The 15,755-nt window shown below is 63.1% G+C and carries 14 protein-coding genes; 4 read left to right on the top strand and 10 right to left on the bottom strand.

The window, feature by feature from the left end; all coding sequences use genetic code 11:
* Genes ACO06O_RS15670 through ACO06O_RS15695 form a run of 6 tightly spaced genes read right to left on the bottom strand, consistent with a single transcriptional unit; the run spans nt 1 to nt 4,960 of the window.
* Nucleotides 1–348, bottom strand: a complete 348-nt coding sequence (locus ACO06O_RS15670) for an antibiotic biosynthesis monooxygenase family protein (protein ID WP_421881717.1) — start codon at nt 346–348, stop codon at nt 1–3.
* A gap of 3 nt (nt 349–351) precedes the next feature.
* Nucleotides 352–1,311 (bottom strand): 3-hydroxyacyl-CoA dehydrogenase NAD-binding domain-containing protein, encoded by a 960-nt coding sequence (locus tag ACO06O_RS15675; RefSeq protein WP_421881720.1) that lies wholly within the window; start codon nt 1,309–1,311, stop codon nt 352–354.
* 11 nt (nt 1,312–1,322) lie between these two features.
* Complete coding sequence (locus tag ACO06O_RS15680; protein ID WP_421881723.1) at nt 1,323–2,078, bottom strand: SDR family NAD(P)-dependent oxidoreductase; 756 nt, start codon at nt 2,076–2,078, stop codon at nt 1,323–1,325.
* A 3-nt stretch (nt 2,079–2,081) separates the two neighbouring features.
* Complete coding sequence (locus ACO06O_RS15685) at nt 2,082–3,011, bottom strand: 3-keto-5-aminohexanoate cleavage protein (protein WP_420418532.1); 930 nt, start codon at nt 3,009–3,011, stop codon at nt 2,082–2,084.
* Between the two features lie 47 nt (nt 3,012–3,058).
* Nucleotides 3,059–3,817 carry an SDR family NAD(P)-dependent oxidoreductase gene (locus ACO06O_RS15690; protein ID WP_421881727.1) on the bottom strand — a complete coding sequence of 253 codons (759 nt, stop codon included), beginning with the start codon at nt 3,815–3,817 and terminating at the stop codon, nt 3,059–3,061.
* The gene (locus ACO06O_RS15695) at nt 3,818–4,960 is read right to left on the bottom strand and encodes an aromatic ring-hydroxylating oxygenase subunit alpha (protein ID WP_421881731.1); all 1,143 of its coding nucleotides are present in this window, start codon (nt 4,958–4,960) and stop codon (nt 3,818–3,820) included.
* A 307-nt stretch (nt 4,961–5,267) separates the two neighbouring features.
* Between ACO06O_RS15695 and ACO06O_RS15700 the strand changes: the two genes are divergently transcribed.
* The 4 genes from ACO06O_RS15700 to ACO06O_RS15715 all read left to right on the top strand — a co-directional run bounded on the left by ACO06O_RS15700 (nt 5,268) and on the right by ACO06O_RS15715 (nt 10,520).
* Nucleotides 5,268–6,239, top strand: coding sequence for an ABC transporter substrate-binding protein (locus ACO06O_RS15700; protein ID WP_421881734.1), 972 nt, complete (start codon nt 5,268–5,270; stop codon nt 6,237–6,239).
* A 97-nt stretch (nt 6,240–6,336) separates the two neighbouring features.
* Nucleotides 6,337–7,434 carry a quaternary amine ABC transporter ATP-binding protein gene (locus ACO06O_RS15705; protein ID WP_421881737.1) on the top strand — a complete coding sequence of 366 codons (1,098 nt, stop codon included), beginning with the start codon at nt 6,337–6,339 and terminating at the stop codon, nt 7,432–7,434.
* A 132-nt stretch (nt 7,435–7,566) separates the two neighbouring features.
* The gene (locus tag ACO06O_RS15710) at nt 7,567–9,648 is read left to right on the top strand and encodes an ABC transporter permease (RefSeq protein ID WP_421881740.1); all 2,082 of its coding nucleotides are present in this window, start codon (nt 7,567–7,569) and stop codon (nt 9,646–9,648) included.
* 122 nt (nt 9,649–9,770) lie between these two features.
* Nucleotides 9,771–10,520, top strand: a complete 750-nt coding sequence (locus ACO06O_RS15715) for an MBL fold metallo-hydrolase (RefSeq protein WP_421881742.1) — start codon at nt 9,771–9,773, stop codon at nt 10,518–10,520.
* A gap of 18 nt (nt 10,521–10,538) precedes the next feature.
* Here ACO06O_RS15715 and ACO06O_RS15720 read toward each other — a convergent pair whose 3' ends face one another.
* The 4 genes from ACO06O_RS15720 to ACO06O_RS15735 form a co-directional block, all read right to left on the bottom strand.
* On the bottom strand, nt 10,539–11,564 hold the full coding sequence (locus tag ACO06O_RS15720; protein WP_421881745.1) for an agmatine deiminase family protein: 1,026 nt from the start codon (nt 11,562–11,564) through the stop codon (nt 10,539–10,541).
* 74 nt (nt 11,565–11,638) lie between these two features.
* The gene (gene trpS, locus ACO06O_RS15725; protein WP_421881748.1) at nt 11,639–12,670 is read right to left on the bottom strand and encodes a tryptophan--tRNA ligase; all 1,032 of its coding nucleotides are present in this window, start codon (nt 12,668–12,670) and stop codon (nt 11,639–11,641) included.
* Nucleotides 12,671–12,778: 108 nt separating this feature from the next.
* Complete coding sequence (gene murJ, locus ACO06O_RS15730; protein WP_421881751.1) at nt 12,779–14,335, bottom strand: murein biosynthesis integral membrane protein MurJ; 1,557 nt, start codon at nt 14,333–14,335, stop codon at nt 12,779–12,781.
* A gap of 105 nt (nt 14,336–14,440) precedes the next feature.
* Nucleotides 14,441–15,676: a hypothetical protein gene (locus ACO06O_RS15735; RefSeq protein ID WP_421881755.1), complete on the bottom strand. Its 1,236-nt coding sequence runs from the start codon at nt 15,674–15,676 to the stop codon at nt 14,441–14,443.
* Nucleotides 15,677–15,755: the final 79 nt, after the last annotated feature.

Below are 15,755 nucleotides of genomic sequence, written 5' to 3' on the forward strand. Positions count from 1 at the left end.
TCAGGCGCCGTGCCTCTGGCGGGAATCCGCGGGCGCCTGATCACGATCGGTCATGCCGTAATCGCGCAGAACCTGCGCGACCCTCAGTCGGTAACCGGCGAAGACCTGCGCGCGCCCCTTCGCCTGCGCAATGCGGTGCGGATCGGTGTTGCGCCAGGCCTCGACCGCCGCCTCGTCGCGCCAGAAGGACAGCGACAGATATTTCCCCGGCGTCGTCAAGCTCTCGAACCGTTCGACCGAGATGAAGCCGTCCATGGTTTCCAGCAAGGGCTTCAGGTCGGCTGCGATATCCAGATATTCCCCGGTCTTGCCCTCAAGAGGTTCGACTTCGAAGATGATGACGATCATTTCCTATCCCCTTTCCTTGGGTGCCGTTTCCCGCAGGATCGCCACCAGCTTTTCATCCCGTTCCGCCGCAAGCGCGCGGAAATCGCGGCCGGCTTCCTCGTCGCGGCACCCTTGCGCGATGATCCGCGCGGTTTCCGGCGTCAGTTCGGGATTGCCCATGCTGGCCCACCAGGTCGCGAAGCTGGGGCCGAAGCGTTCGATGAACATCTCCATGCCTTTGCCGTTTGTCGCCAGGTTGAACAGCATATGCGGCCCCATCACCGCCCAGCGCAGACCGGGCCCGTGCACCACGGCCTTGTCGACATCCTCAACGGTCGCCACGCCGTCGACGACCAGATGAATCGCCTCGCGCCACAAGGCGGCCTGAAGCCGGTTCGCGACATGGGCCGGCACTTCCTTCAGCACCCGGATCGTCTTCTTGCCGCAGCGGTTCTCGAAAAAATCCTCGGCCCAATCGACGGCCGCCGGATCGGTCCGTTCATTGCCCAACAGTTCGACCAAGGGGATCAGATGCGGCGGGTTGAACGGATGCGCCAGCAGGAACCGTTCCGGCCGCTTCAACCCGTCCTGCATGTCGCGCACCAGCAAGCCGGACGAACTGGTCGCCAGGATCGTTTCAGGGGCCAGCACCGGCTCAATCTCGGCATAGACCTCGTGCTTGATCGGCAGGCGTTCGGGCACGCTTTCCTGGATGAAGCCGACATCCCGGGCCGCATCCGCCGCCCGGCTGTGGAAGGTCATGGCCTCGGGATCCGCCCCGTCGACCACCGCACCCAGCGCCGTCAGCGCCGACCAGGCATTGGCGACATAGTTTCGGACCATCGCCTCGCCGCCGGGATCGGGGTCATAGACCTGAACCGTCATGCCGCGGGCCAGAAACAGCGCGGTCCAACTGGCGCCGATGGTCCCGGCCCCGATCACGCCGACCCGGTCGATTGAGGAAGGATTGGGATAAGCCGTCATGTCTTAGCCTTTCAGAACAAGGTCGGGCGCAACGGCGTCGCCACGGTCAACCCGCCGTCCACCGTATAGCATTGGCCGGTCACGAAGGCGGCCTCGTCGCCGCACAGCCAGGCAATCAGATTGGCGACATCCTCGGGCCGGCCCAGACGTCCCGCCGGCGTCCGTGCCACCGCGTCGCGGCGGGCGGCGGCGGGATCTTGCGCCAGATCGAACCCCGCATCCGCCATTTCCGTCATGATCCAGCCCGGACAGACCGCGTTGCAGCGGATGCCTTGCGCCCCGTGATCGACCGCGATGGACCGCGTCAGGCCATGGACGAAGCCTTTCGAGGCATTGTAGATCGCCATTTCCGGATCGGCATGATCCGCGCTGATCGATCCCAGGTTGACGATCGCCCCGCCCGATCCGGACATGATCGGCAGAACCGCACGGCACAGCCTGAACACCGCCGCGACATTGACGCCCATCAGCAAATCCCAATCGGCGTCGGTCGTATCGGCCACCGTCTTTTCGATCTGAACCCCGGCATTGTTGACCAGGATGTCGATCCCGCCCATTTCGGCGACCGCCCGCCGCACCAGCGTGTCGATATCCTGCTGGCGGGTCAGATCGGCGGTGACGAAGACCGCCGGCGCCAAATCGTCCGCCGCGCCGCGCCCACAGGTGACCACTTGTGCACCGTCAGCCAGAAACCGGTCGACAATGGCCCGGCCGATGCCGCGTCCGCCGCCGGTGATCAGCGCGCGTTTTCCGGAAAGCCCAGCCATGGTTCAGAAATTCACCCGGTCGCCGCCCTTAAGCTTCAACCGCTTGCGTGCCTCCTCCGGCGTCGCGACGGTCAGCGACAGATCCTCGACGATCCGGCGTATTTTGGCGACCTGATCGGCATTGCTTTTCGCCAGTTCACCCTTGGAAATATAGAGACTGTCCTCCAGACCGACCCGGACATTCCCGCCCAGGATCGCGGCCTGCGTCACAAAGGGCATCTGATGCCGCCCCGCCGCCAGGACCGACCATTCATAATCGTCGCCAAACAGCTTGTTTGCGATGCGGCGCATATGCATCAGGTTTTCCTCATCCGCGCCGATCCCGCCCATGATCCCGAAGATGGTCTGGATCAGGAAGGGCGGTTCGACCAGCTTGCGGTCGACGAAATGTGCCAGATTGTAGAGATGGCCGACATCGTAACATTCGAATTCGAACTTCACGCCGTGACCCTGGCCCAGGTCGATCATGGTGCGTTCGATATCGCCGAACGTGTTCTTGAAGATGAATTCCTTGGTGCCCTCGATATAGGGCTGTTCCCAATCGTATTTCCAATCCTTGATCTTGTCGGCGATGGGGAACAGTCCGAAGTTGAAGGACCCCATGTTCAGCGACGTCATTTCCGGACTGGCGGCGACGGCGGCGGCCAGCCGCTCCTCCAGCGTCATGCCCAGCCCGCCGCCGGTGGTGATGTTCACGACCGCATCCGTCTGCTGTTTGATGCGCGGCAGGAATTCCATGAACACTTTCGGATCGGGAGTCGGCCGGCCGTTCTCCGGATCGCGGGCATGCAGATGCAGGATCGACGCCCCCGCCTTGGCCGCCGCAACCGCGTCATCGGCGATTTCCTGGGGCGTGATCGGCAGATATTCCGACATGGTCGGGGTGTGGATGCCGCCGGTCACGGCGCAGGTGATAATGACGCTTTTGGCCATTGGGCTCTCCCTATTCTTTTCGTTTCGCGTGTTCAGACGTTCGAGGTCTACAGGCGCATCTGTTGAACCTGGGCGGACAATCCGCCGTCCAGAACCCATAGCTGCCCGGAAGCATACCCCGCCTCGTCCGATGCGAGCCAGAGCGCAAGATTGGCAACATCCTCCGGCTGGCCCCAGCGCCGCACCGGATGGACTCGGCGGACCTCGTCCTGCAGTTTGTCGATATCCCCGGCATGGCCGAAGAAGCTCTGCAGCATCGGCGTTTCGATATAGCCGGGACAGATCGCATTGCAGCGGATGCCTTCCGGCCCGTAATCGCAGGCCATGGCGCGGGTCAGGGCGTGGACGCCGCCCTTTGACGCGCAATAGGCCGCCAGATTCGGATCGGCGATAAAGCCGTCATAGGACCCGAAGGTTACGATCGACCCGCCGCCCGCCGCGCGCATCAGCGGCACTGCGTGCTTACAAGCCAGGAACGTGCCTTTCAGGTTCACGTTCATGACCCGGTCCCATTCCTCTTCGCTGGTTTCCTCGATGGTCTTTTCGATCTCGATCCCGGCGCAGGTGACCAGCACGTCCAGCCCGCCCAGGATCTCTTCCGCCCGTGCCATCACGGCGCGAACGGCCGCGTCGCGCGTCACATCAACCTGGCAATAGGTCACCCCGTCCGGCACCTGAGCGTCCTGCGACAGGTCGGCGGCAATCACCGAAGCACCCTCTGCCGCGAAACGCGCGGCGATGGCGCGTCCGATCCCCCCGGCGCCGCCGGTTACGACGGCCCGTTTTCCTTCGATCCGTTTCGTCATCTAACGGCCCGCCACCAGACCGTCGATCGCGTCCAGGACAAGGCCGTGGAAATGGTGCACGCCATGTTCCGACAGGCCGCTCCCGTCCGGATCGACCATGAACCGGCCCCGGTCGAAAGCCGGGGTCGCCATGCCCCGCTGAACGCTTTCGACGATATCGATGTCCTCGCGCTGCAGCACCTGATCGATATAGCGGATGGCCTCCATCTGGCTTTCCGTCGGCTCGGAGTTCAGGAAGTAGAAATCATAGCTTTCAAAGGTCGTCTCATGGTCGATGGGGACGACATTCAGGACCATCAGATTGCCCTCACCCGGATAGCGCAGCAGACAGATATTCGGCCACAGCCACCAGACCGCATGATCCTGCACCGATGCCCCGTCGACGCCATAGGCCGTGTTGTCCAGCCGCGTCCCGGCGCTGGCCATGTGGCTGGAATACCGGTCATGGGTCTGGACCTTGTACGTGTCCATATTGACCAGGGACACGAAATCCCGATGCGCGGTCGGGCAGTGATAGCATTCCAGGAAATTGTCGACGACCGACTTCCAGTTCGCCTTGATCGTATATTCGATGCGATGCGCATGGGTCAGCCGATCCAGGTCCGGCGCCCATTCCCGTACCTCCTTCGCCAGATCGCCGGTTTGTTCGGCCAGCGGCACCGCATCCGGGTCCAGGTTGACGAAGACGAGGTTCAGGAACTCCTCGATCCGCACACCGGTCAGGCAGAAATCCTCTTCGGTGAAATTCTCGATCTTGTCCGACCGCCGCGCGGCACGCAGCGACCCGTCCAGCCGATAGACCCAGGCGTGATAGGGGCAGGTGATCTGTTTGATGTTCCCGCGCCCCGACAACAATTCGTGGGCGCGGTGCAGACAGACATTATAGAAGGCACGCAACACCCCAGCCTTATCGCGCAACGCGACCAACGGCTGGCCCTGGATGTCGAAGGCCAGATAGTCGCCCGGATTGGCCAGGGCTTCCGCGTGACAGACGAATTGCCAGGATTTGGAGAAGATCGATTTGCGCTCCGCCTCCAGATAACCAGGCTCGACATAGGCCCGCGCCGGCAGGGACCAGGACCGCGCCGCAGCAGGATCGTACCCGTCGCGCAGGGACTTCAAATCTTGCACCGAAACCGTCATCGCGCCCTCCCGCCATTCTTGAATCTCACCGACCTGGATTTTGATCCGTCAAGTTCGGCCGCGTCCAGTCCCCGGCCGATTAAATTTTTCGATGGCGCAAATTCAGGACTTCATGGCGCACCCGGTGCGCCCTTGTTTCTGCGATGCTGCGACAGTAGGTCTGGCCACTCGTGAGGTCGGGAACAATGCTTTTGAAATTCAGGCATGACTTCCCCGACCTTAGACCTCACACTGTGGCCGAACGGGCGCACTAAGGCGTCCTGGCCAGAAAACGTTTGTACAGGGATCGAGAGGGAGACAATCGAACATGTCTTATCTTAAGCAATTGACCCGCGCCGCCGTCCTGGGCGGTGCCGCAATGCTGACCGCCACGTCGGCCCAGGCCGCCGAACTGGGCGCGACCGGTGAGCCGATCAAGCTGGCGATCAACGAATGGACCGGTCAGCACGTGACCACCCATATCGCCGGTCAGGTTCTGGAGAAGATGGGCTATTCGGTCGAATACGTGACCGCCGGCAACTACCCGCAGCATTCGGCGCTGGCCGATGGCACCATCCATGCGACGCTGGAAGTCTGGCTGAACAATGCGGGCGACATCTATCCGAAGATGAAGGAGACCGGGAACCTGGTCGATATCGGCCCGCTGAACCTGGAAACCCGCGAAGGCTGGGTCTATCCGGTGCATATGAAGGATATCTGCCCGGGCTTGCCGGACTGGGAAGCGCTGAAGGATTGCGCCGAGGCCATGGCGACGCCGGAAACCTTCCCGGACGGCCGTATTCTGAGCTACCCCGCCGACTGGGGGAATCGCTCCGCCCAGATGATCCAGGGCCTGGACCTGCCCTATGCCGCCGTTCCGGCCGGATCGGAAGGCGCGTTGGTCGCCGAGCTGAAGGCCGCTGCCACGGCGCAGAAGCCGCTGGTCATGATGTTCTGGGCGCCGCATTGGGTGCTGGCCGAAGTCGATGTCGAATGGGTCGAACTGCCGGCCTATGACCCGGCTTGCGAGACCGACGCGTCCTGGGGTCCGAACCCGAATGAAGTCATGGATTGCGGCGTGTCCCCGCCGGACACGATGAAGGTCGCCTGGTCGGGCTTCGCGGACAAATGGCCGGCTGCCTATGCCTTCCTTGAGCAGATGACCATGTCGGCGGCGGAACAGCAGAAGATGATGCTGGCAATCGACCAGAAGGGCGAGAAGCTGGAAGACGTCGTCTCCGCCTGGGTCGCAGCCAATGAAGCGACCTGGAAGCCGTGGATGGACGCGGCGATGAATTGATCGGCAAACGCCGTATCAGTTGACCGAAAGGAATGGCCGGCGGTGCAATTCTGCCCTGCCGGCCCATTCCGTCCGAATAGAATGAAGGGGGAAATACGTGTCGGATTCTACCGGTGGGGCGCCGGATTCCCGGCCCGTCAAACTGTCCTGTCGTAACATCTGGAAAGTCTACGGAACCGATCCCGCGCAGTTCTTCGACAAGGGCGACGGCAAGGTCGGGGATCCCGATGCCCATACGGCGCGCATTCGCGACGAGGGCCATATCGTCGCCGCAGGGGATGTCAGCTTCGACGTCCATGCCGGCGAAATCTTCATCATCATGGGGCTCAGCGGCTCCGGCAAGTCGACCATGGTGCGCTGCCTGTCGCGCCTCGTGGAACCGACGGCGGGGGAAGTCCTGCTGGACGGCGAGAACCTGCTGACCGCGTCGGAAAAAGAGCTGATCGAAATCCGCCGCCACAAGATGGGCATGGTATTTCAGAACTTTGGCCTGCTGCCGCATCAGACCGTGCTGCAGAACGTGGCCTTCCCGTTGAAAGTTCAAGGCGTCGGATTGGCCGAACGTGAGGCCAAGGCACGCGAGATGATTTCGCTGGTCGGCCTGGACGGGCGCGAGAATGCGTTTCCGCGCCAGCTCTCCGGCGGGCAGCAACAGCGGGTCGGCATTGCCCGCTCGCTCTGCGTCGGTCCGGAAATGTGGTTCCTGGACGAACCGTTCAGCGCGCTGGACCCGTTGATCCGCCGCCAGATGCAGGACGAGTTCGTGCGGTTGCAGACCATGCTGCACAAGACCATCGTCTTCATCACCCATGACTTCCTGGAAGCCCTCAAACTGGGCGACCGGATCTGCATCATGAAGGATGGCCGCGTCGTGCAGATCGGCACGCCGTCGGAACTGGTGCTGAACCCGGCCGACGATTATGTCGCCGAATTTACCGAGGACGTGCCCCTGGTCCGTGTCATCCGTGTCCGCGATGTCATGGAACCGATTACCGGCGACGTGCCCGGCGACGGAACTTCGGTATCCCCGGACATGTGTCTGGAAGAAATTTTGCCCGCCTTCGCCGGGACCGACCGACCATTGGTGGTCCGGGATGGTGACGGAACGGCTGTGGGCCGCGTGACCCCCGCCGGCGTGGTGAAATCGCTCGCCGCCGGCGAAAAGCGCCAGGGCGCCGCCCAGGGCGCGGCGTGAGGACATGATGATGTCACCCATCCCGCTTCATCGTGTTCCTGCGGAAGCAGGAACCTTCGTCGATCTTGCACCGGCCGCCGCCCCAAGAAGGCTCCCGCTTTCGCTGGAGCACGTCGGAGGGGAGGCGCAGGTATGAACGGACTGCCCTCCAAGCTCGACCGCACGGCCGTGATGTGGATCGGCCTCGCGGTCTTCGCCGCCTTCTGCTTCGCCCTGCGTGGCGAGTTGCGATGGTTGAGCGATTATCCCGGCACCCTCGTCATCCCCTTGGCCGCTTGGCTGAACGTCGTGATGACCTGGTTCGTAAGTACCTTCCAATTCATCTTCAGAGGCATTTCGGCCGTCATGGACGTGCCGATGGCCGCGATTCAAGCAGTCCTACATTGGCTGCCCTGGCCCGCGACCATGGCGGTGTTCACGGCCCTGGCCTTCCGCGCCGGGGGCTGGAAGCTGGCGCTGTTCACTTTCCTGTCGATGACCTACATGCTGGTCACCGGCTATTGGTTCGAAAGCATGAACACGCTGGCGCTGGTCGGCGTGTCGGTGCCGCTGTCCATCGCCATCGGCTTCGGCCTGGGCGTCCTGTCCTTCCGCAGCGACACCGCCCGCAAGATCGTCGATCCGATGCTGGACCTGATGCAGACGGTACCGGCCTTCGCCTATCTGATCCCGATCCTGCTGCTGTTCGGCTTCGGCCCGGTGGTCGGGCTGATCGCGAGCGCGATTTACGCCGCCCCGCCGATGGTCCGGAACACCATTCTGGGCCTGGAACGCGTGCCGCCCGAAATCCGCGAATCCGGGCAGATGAGCGGCTGCACCAACCGGCAGACCTTCTGGCTGGTGCAATTGCCGACAGCGATGCCGCAGATCATGGTCGGCGTGAACCAATCGATCATGGCGGCGCTCAGCATGGTCATCATCGCGGCCATTATCGGCGGTTTCGGCGATATCGGCTGGGAGGTGCTGTCGACCATGCGCAAGGCGCAGTTCGGGCAGAGCCTGCTGGCCGGCATCGTGATCGCCATCCTGGCCATGATCATGGACCGGGTAAGCCGCGGCCTGACCGATCTGGAACGCAACCTCGCCTATTCGCAATTGCCGCCGAAGCAGCGTCACGGTCACTGGATCGTCGCCGGGATCGTCGCCGTCGCCGCGATCCTGCTGGCGCAGGTTTTCCCGGAACTGAAAGTCTTCCCCGACGAATGGATCTTCCACCACGCCGTTTCGCTGTGGCTGAACGCCGGGATCGACGAGATCGTCCGGAACTATTCCGCGGTGCTGGACGGCATCAAGAACAGCGCGAATTTCTTCGTTCTGCTGCCCCTGCGTATCGGGTTGATCAAGGCGGTCTATCCTAAATTCTGGGGTTTCGCCATGACGCCGGAAATCGCGGCCCTGTACTGGGGCGCGGCCATCCTGTTGCTCGGCTATTGCGTGTGGAAGGGCAAGAAGTCCCTGGCGATCGTGATCGGAATCGCGACGCCGATCCTGTTCTGGGGACTGGACGGCACGCCCTGGCCGGTCTTCATCGCACTGGTCGGCCTGACCGCCTATCTGGCCGGCGGCTGGAAGGTCTGCGCCTTCGCCGTCGCCTCTCTGGTCTTCATGCTGGTCAACGACCTGTGGGAAGAGACGATGCGGTCGGTCTATCTGTGCGGCGCGGCGGTCTTCCTGTGCTTTTTGATCGGCGGATCGCTGGGTGTCTGGGCGGCGCATAACGACCGGGTGTCGGCCATTCTGCGGCCGGTCAACGATACGCTGCAGACCATGCCGCAATTCGTCATTCTGATCCCGGTGCTGATGTTCTTCGCGGTGGGCGAGTTCTCCGCCCTGCTGGCGGTGATCCTCTATGCCGTCGTGCCGCCGATCCGCTATGTCGAACATGGGCTGCGCAACGTCCCGGCCCATGTGGTCGAGGCGGCGAAGCAGATCGGCTGCACGCCGCGTCAGATCCTGTTCGAGGTCAAGCTGCCGCTGGCCCTGCCGGTGATCATGCTGGGCCTGAACCAGACCATCATGTATGGCCTGGCCATGCTGGTCATCGCCGCCCTGGTCGGAACCAAGGGACTGGGGCAGGCGGTCTATCTGGCGCTCGGCAAGGCGGACACCGGCATGGGCCTGGTCGCCGGCCTGTCCATTGCCCTGGTCGCGATGACCGCCGACCGCATCATCCAGGCCTGGAGCAACCGCAAGCGCAAGGCATTAGGGCTATAGTTTCTTATGAATCCGTCTTCCCCGCGAAGGCGGGGATCCAGGGCCACACGCGCGGTTCGTGCCGGGCGGCCAAGGATTCCGCCCTACGCTGGAATGACGCAAGATGGGCTGGGAGAATGGCGATGAAGGGCATTCCTGTTGCGACGCGGTGGTTCCGATCGGAACGGCTGGACGAAGGCGTCAGGCTGATCTGGGAGCACCATCTGAGCCCGGACGTTCATTGCAATATCTGGTTCATCGAAGGCCGCGACCGGAACCTGATGTTCGATTCCGGGATGGGCGTGCGGTCCCTGAAACAGGAACTGGCCTTCCTGTCGGAAAAGCCTGTCGTCTGCGTCGCCGGGCACAGCCATTTCGACCATATGGGCGGCCATTGGGAATTTGAGGAGCGGGTCGGACACGCGGCCGAGGCCGACATCATGGCCGCCCCGACTTGCGACAACACGCTGGCCGCCGACTATATCGAACCGCACCATTTCTCCGCCCTGCCCCATGACGGTTTCACCTGCGACAGCTACCGCCTGAAGCCCGCCCCCTTAACTCGGTTGGTCGACGAGGGCGATGTGATCGATCTGGGCGACCGTGTCTTCCGGGTCCTGCATGTCCCGGGCCATTCGCCCGGCTCGATCGCACTCTTGGAAGAGGCGACCGGATTGCTGCTGTCCAGCGACTGCCTCTATGACGGCAACCTTCTGGACGAACTGTGGCATTCCAACATTCCAGACTACCTGGAAAGCATGGCGCGCCTGAAAGAACTGAATGTCCGCACGGTTCGCCCCGGCCATTACGACAGTTTTGGAAAGGATCGATTGAATGACCTGGCCGACGACTATATCGCCGGCCGCCGCAAGCCGGGCTGCCCGAACGACTGACCGGTACTGACTAATGGCCTACAACGTCCAGGCGGGGGCCGCGCCCACAGGTTCCTGCTGGGTGATGCAATGGATGCTTCCGCCGCCGGTGGCCAGCGCCAGAATCGGGACTTGGACGATCTCGCGGCCGGGGAATGCTGCCTGAACCACGGCGCGTGCTTCCGCGTCGCCGGGCAGATCGAAACCCGGCATCACCACGCCGCCATTGCAGACGTAGAAATTGATGTAGCAGTTGCAGAAGTCGAAATTCTCCGTCGTCGCGGTGTCGCGGCGCGGCGCGGCCCGCAGCTCCGTGATCTCCAGCCGCCGCCCCTTGGCATCGGTCGCGTCGCGCAGGATATCGATATTCCGCCGGGCGACCGCCGCCTCGTCCGCATCCGCTTCGGGATCGATTTCCACCAGAACCTTCCCCGGCGCGGTGAAACAGGCGATGCCGTCGATATGGCCGTCGGTGCCGGTCTCGTAAGGGTTACCGGGCAGCCAGATTGTTTTCTCTACGCCCAAGGTTCGGGCAAAGATCGCCTCCGCCTTGTCGCGCCGGATGCCGGGATTTCGGTTCGGATTCAGGATGACCGTATCCGTCGTCAGCAAGGTCCCCTCGCCGTCGACATGCAAGGCACCGCCTTCCGTCGCCAGGGCCGAATGCAGGACGGGCAGGTTCAAATCGCGCAAGACCGACGCGGCGAGGGCAGCATCCTTGTCGAAATGCTCGGTCTTCCCGCCCCAGGCATTGAACCGCCAGGACACGCCGGCCCGCCCTTCCGGGGAGATCACGAAACTGGGGCCGGTGTCGCGAAACCAACTGTCGTCGACCGGATAGGCGACAACCTCAACCTCGCCGCCGCAGACCGCGCGCGCGCCTTCGGCCGCAGACGGATCGGCGATCATGCGAACCGGCTCGAACCGCGCAATGGCGCGGGCTACCGCCGCATAGTCCTTTTGAACGGATGTCAGATCCGGCGCCCACATCTCCTGCCGGTGCGGCCACACCATCCAGGTTCGAATATGCGGTTCCCACTCCGCGGGCATGCGAAAGGCCGTCATCGTTTCCCCCTTTATCTCTTTTGGGAAACGTTACCGCCGATCGGAAAGCGAAAGCTATACCCCGTTTGGATTAGCTACCGCACCAATCCGATGGTCTCGCGCACTTCCACCAGAATCGGGGCGGACAGCGCCCGGGCCCGTTCGCCGCCCTTGGCCAGGATCCGGTCGATCTCGGCGACATCTTCCAGCAGGCGGTTCATCTCGGTCGTGATCGGTTCCAGATGGGCGACCGCGGCATCGGCGAGCTGCTGCTTGAAGGCACCGAACTGACCGCCGCCGACGTCGCGCAGGGCGGTCTCGACCGTCTGATTGGTTAGCGCGGCATAGATGGTCACCAGGTTCTGGGCTTCCGGCCGGTCCTTGAATCCGTCCTTGTCGGTCGGCAGGTTTTCCGGGTCGGTCTTGGCCTTGCGGATCTTCTTCGCGATCGTGTCGGCATCGTCCGTCAAGTTGATGCGCGCCATGTCCGACGGGTCCGATTTCGACATTTTCTTCGTGCCGTCGCGCAGGGACATGACCCGGGTCGCTTCGCCCAGGATCAGCGGTTCCAGGACCGGGAAGAAATCCTCGACACTCCAGTCGTTGTTGAACTTGATCGCGATGTCGCGGGCCAGTTCCAGATGCTGCTTCTGATCCTCGCCGACCGGCACATGGGTGCCGCGATAGGCCAGAATGTCCGCCGCCATAAGGTTCGGATAGACGAACAGGCCGGTCGACGCGTTTTCCTTGTTCTTGCCCGCCTTCTCCTTGAACTGGGTCATGCGGTTCAGCCAGCCCATACGCGCGACGCAGTTGAAGTACCAGGCCAGCTCCGCGTGGTCCGGATTCTGCGACTGGTTGAACAGGATGTGCTTGTCCGCGTCGATGCCGCAGGCGATCAGCGCCGCCGCCACCTGGCGGGTCGCGTCGCGCAAGGTTGCCGGTTCCTGCCATACGGTCAGGGCGTGCATGTCGACGACACAATAGATGCAGTCGAACTTATCCTGCAGCGGGACCCAGTTGCGGATCGCGCCCAGATAGTTGCCCAGCGTCAAATTGCCGGTCGGCTGAATGCCGGAAAAGACGCGTTGCGGATGCTTAGTGGCCGAAGATGCGGCGGCGGTCATGGGATGTGGACTCCCCGAACGGTGTTGAAACGATAAGGCGCGCGGTTATCGCGACTTACCGGCCAGGGGTCAAGCGGCGGTGGCGACCGGGAATGTTATTGCGGGCGCTCAGTTGCGTTTACGCCTCAGCATCCCTCGCACCTCGCGCAGATCCGCGCCACCGAGAACCTGGGCGAGGGCAAAAAAGAGGATACCGCCCAAGGTCACGACGGCGGCCAAGCCACCGATCCGCAAAGCCAGGTTCAGGGCTGTGAAATCAGGGATCAAGATCAGGGCGCCGAACAGCGCCAGCGCCATCAGCGCGGAGGCGAGGATCAAGCGCGGCACCCGCCGACGGAACCGGCCATCCAGCGGCAGGTGACCCCGGCGACCCAGAATCCATCCCATCGCTGCCGCGTTCGCCCAGGCCGCAAGCGACGCCGCCAGCGCGATCCCGGCCGCGCCGAGAACCCGCATCAACGCAAAGGCCAGCGCCAAATTGAGCGCCATGGATAGGGCGGCGATGTAAAGCGGGGTCCGCGTGTCGCCGCGTGCGAAGAAGGCCGGGGACAGGACTTTCACCAGCACGACCGGCGGCAGACCGACGGCCATTGCCGCCACGACCTCCGCCGTCGCAAAGGCATCCCCGGCCTCGAACGCCCCGCGCCGGAACAGAACATCGACAATGGGCAAAGGCATGGCGATCAGCGCGGCGGCGGCCGGCAGGGTGAACAGCATGCCGATCTCCAGCGACCGGTTCAGGCTGTCCCGCGCTCCGGCATCGTCGCCGGCACTCAACTGACGCGACAGCAACGGCAGCAGCGCGACGGAGATGGCGACGCCGATGACGCCCAGCGGCAACTGCGCCACGCGGTCGGCATAATAGAGATGCGCGATCGCCCCGGCCGGCAGCAGCGAGGCAAGGATGGTGGAGACGACCATGTTGATCTGACTGACCCCGGCGCTGAGCACGCCCGGCCCCATGCGCCGCAGCAACAGGCGGATATCGCTGCCGATCCGGGGGCGCGGCAGGTGGAACAGGATCCCGGCCCGTTTGCAGTCCCAGGCGACCAGACCGAATTGGGCGATACCGGCGACGAAGACACCCCAAGCCAGGAACTCGGCCGGGATCATCGGGAAGTATCCGCTCAGGGACAGTAGCATCGCCGCAATCAGCACGACATTCAGCAGCATCGGTGCCGCCGCAGCCGCGCCAAACCGTCCGGCCGTGTTCAGCATGCCGGAGAGCAGGGCCGACAGCGCCATGAAGGTCAGATAGGGGAAGGTGACGGTGCTGAGCGCGACCGCCAGGGCGAAGGTTGCCTCATCATCCGCGAAACCCGGCGCCAGGACCAGGATGACGACGGGCATGAAAGCCATGGCGAGGACGGTCAGCGCCAGCATGACCAGGATCAGCAGCACCGCCGCCTCCCCGCCGAACCGCACAGCACTGTCGCGGCCTTCGCGTTCCATCCGCTTGGCATAAATCGGGACCAGGGCGGCATTCAGGGCGCCTTCCGCGAACAGCCGCCGGAACAGGTTGGGCAGGCGAAAGGCGACAACGAAGGCCTCCGCCGCCGGACCGGCGCCCAACACGGCCGCCATCATCGCGTCACGGACAAAGCCCAGCACCCGGCTGGCCATCGTCCAGCCGCCCACCGTCGCGATCGACCTCAATAGCGCCATCGCGCCTACTCCCGAAATGAAGATGCGGCAGGGTTAGCGGGATTCGAGTTGCCTGGCGAGGTTACGGTGGAACTGTGACGAACATCGCCCGATTTTTTGGCGTGTTCAGGGTCCGGAGCGGATTTCCTTGACGGCGGCAGCGACCTTACGGAACGCTTCCGCCACCTGATTGGCCGCCCCGCCCGCGTCCAGTGGTTCACCCTCGTCCGCCGGCGCAGGCCCCGGTCGATCTCCGGCAACCGCACGCAGAACCTCGGGCACGTGATGGAGATGTTTGCCGTCGGCGGCCTCCATCAAGAGGGCGGTCAGTTCGACATTCGCCAGCCTGCGGGCCTGTGTCAGTTCGGCGGCGAAGGCCCGCAGCAGGACGTACCCTACCGCGACGACGATGATTGTAATGAGCGAGGCGCGGATGGCGACCACATAGAACAGCTCCTGGGAGCTCAGCATCCGGCTTTCGAATTCCAACAGGCGGACGCGCAAATTGTCGCTCACCTTCCGAAAGTCCGCGCTTTCCGTCGCGACCGCCGTTTGCTGAAGCTGAACCGCAGCGACCAGTTCATCACGGATCTTCGAAACGGCATGTTGCGGGTTCTGGAGATCGAGCCCCAAAATCCAATCCGGTTGCCCGGCGTCCCATTTCTCGACGATGCGACGCGCCAAGAGTATTGCTTGATCGCGTCCGACATGGGGATGTTCGTAGTCTTTCCCGGTGCGCGCCAGAACCGCCACACTCAAACCGCCATCGTACCGGGTCAGCAAACCGGCCGTCACTTTCTCTGCCTTGGCGTAGTCGACAATCGATGACAGCGGCACCGCGATGCCGCCATCATCCGATCGCGTCAAACCGACCCTGGGCTGCTGGACTACGATTACAAGTTCCGTGGGGTTTTTCGTCGTCGTGTCCCGGTCGGAATACTGGTTTGCCCGGATTTCCATCAGAAACTCATACCCGCCTGATACCAGTTTGGGGTTGGTACGGATGGATTGCACGACATCGATAATTTTCAGCAGACCATCGCGGGCATCCTGCGGCAGCACATTTAAGGCCGTCTGGATCTCGGATGCGGCAGCCGAATAGGTGCTTGAAAGCTTCTCCGCGGCATCCGCGCGACGTTCCGCCATTTCGGATTGGATGGTCAGACGATGGAGCGTTTCGCGATTGCTTTCGTCATTTTCGACCGGGGAGGCCGCGACAAGCGCATCGAGCGGACTTAGGTTTTCAATCGCGAAAGAAACGCCGCCGACCCAACCGATCAACATGACGGCGAGGATCGTAATCCGGACCCAGGATTCGATCCTAAGCCGTGTCGACAGCCCGCCTTGGATTTGCTCGATCATGATCTCCCACCCCGGTCTACAACCGTACGAAGATCACAAAATGCTTTCAACTTGATTTTACAACCGGGGCTTTCCGCTC

Source organism: Pacificispira sp. (genome assembly GCF_965228185.1).
Taxonomy (GTDB): domain Bacteria; phylum Pseudomonadota; class Alphaproteobacteria; order UBA8366; family Aestuariispiraceae; genus Pacificispira.

Coding starts and splice junctions, on each gene's coding strand:
- ACO06O_RS15700 (WP_421881734.1), top strand. CDS start 5,268: ATGTCTTATCTTAAGCAATTGACCCGCGCCGCCGTCCTGGGCGGTGCC.
- ACO06O_RS15685 (WP_420418532.1), bottom strand. CDS start 3,011: ATGGCCAAAAGCGTCATTATCACCTGCGCCGTGACCGGCGGCATCCAC.
- ACO06O_RS15715 (WP_421881742.1), top strand. CDS start 9,771: ATGAAGGGCATTCCTGTTGCGACGCGGTGGTTCCGATCGGAACGGCTG.
- trpS (WP_421881748.1), bottom strand. CDS start 12,670: ATGACCGCCGCCGCATCTTCGGCCACTAAGCATCCGCAACGCGTCTTT.
- ACO06O_RS15675 (WP_421881720.1), bottom strand. CDS start 1,311: ATGACGGCTTATCCCAATCCTTCCTCAATCGACCGGGTCGGCGTGATC.
- ACO06O_RS15670 (WP_421881717.1), bottom strand. CDS start 348: ATGATCGTCATCATCTTCGAAGTCGAACCTCTTGAGGGCAAGACCGGG.
- murJ (WP_421881751.1), bottom strand. CDS start 14,335: ATGGCGCTATTGAGGTCGATCGCGACGGTGGGCGGCTGGACGATGGCC.
- ACO06O_RS15735 (WP_421881755.1), bottom strand. CDS start 15,676: ATGATCGAGCAAATCCAAGGCGGGCTGTCGACACGGCTTAGGATCGAA.
- ACO06O_RS15680 (WP_421881723.1), bottom strand. CDS start 2,078: ATGGCTGGGCTTTCCGGAAAACGCGCGCTGATCACCGGCGGCGGACGC.
- ACO06O_RS15720 (WP_421881745.1), bottom strand. CDS start 11,564: ATGACGGCCTTTCGCATGCCCGCGGAGTGGGAACCGCATATTCGAACC.
- ACO06O_RS15695 (WP_421881731.1), bottom strand. CDS start 4,960: ATGACGGTTTCGGTGCAAGATTTGAAGTCCCTGCGCGACGGGTACGAT.
- ACO06O_RS15690 (WP_421881727.1), bottom strand. CDS start 3,817: ATGACGAAACGGATCGAAGGAAAACGGGCCGTCGTAACCGGCGGCGCC.
- ACO06O_RS15710 (WP_421881740.1), top strand. CDS start 7,567: ATGAACGGACTGCCCTCCAAGCTCGACCGCACGGCCGTGATGTGGATC.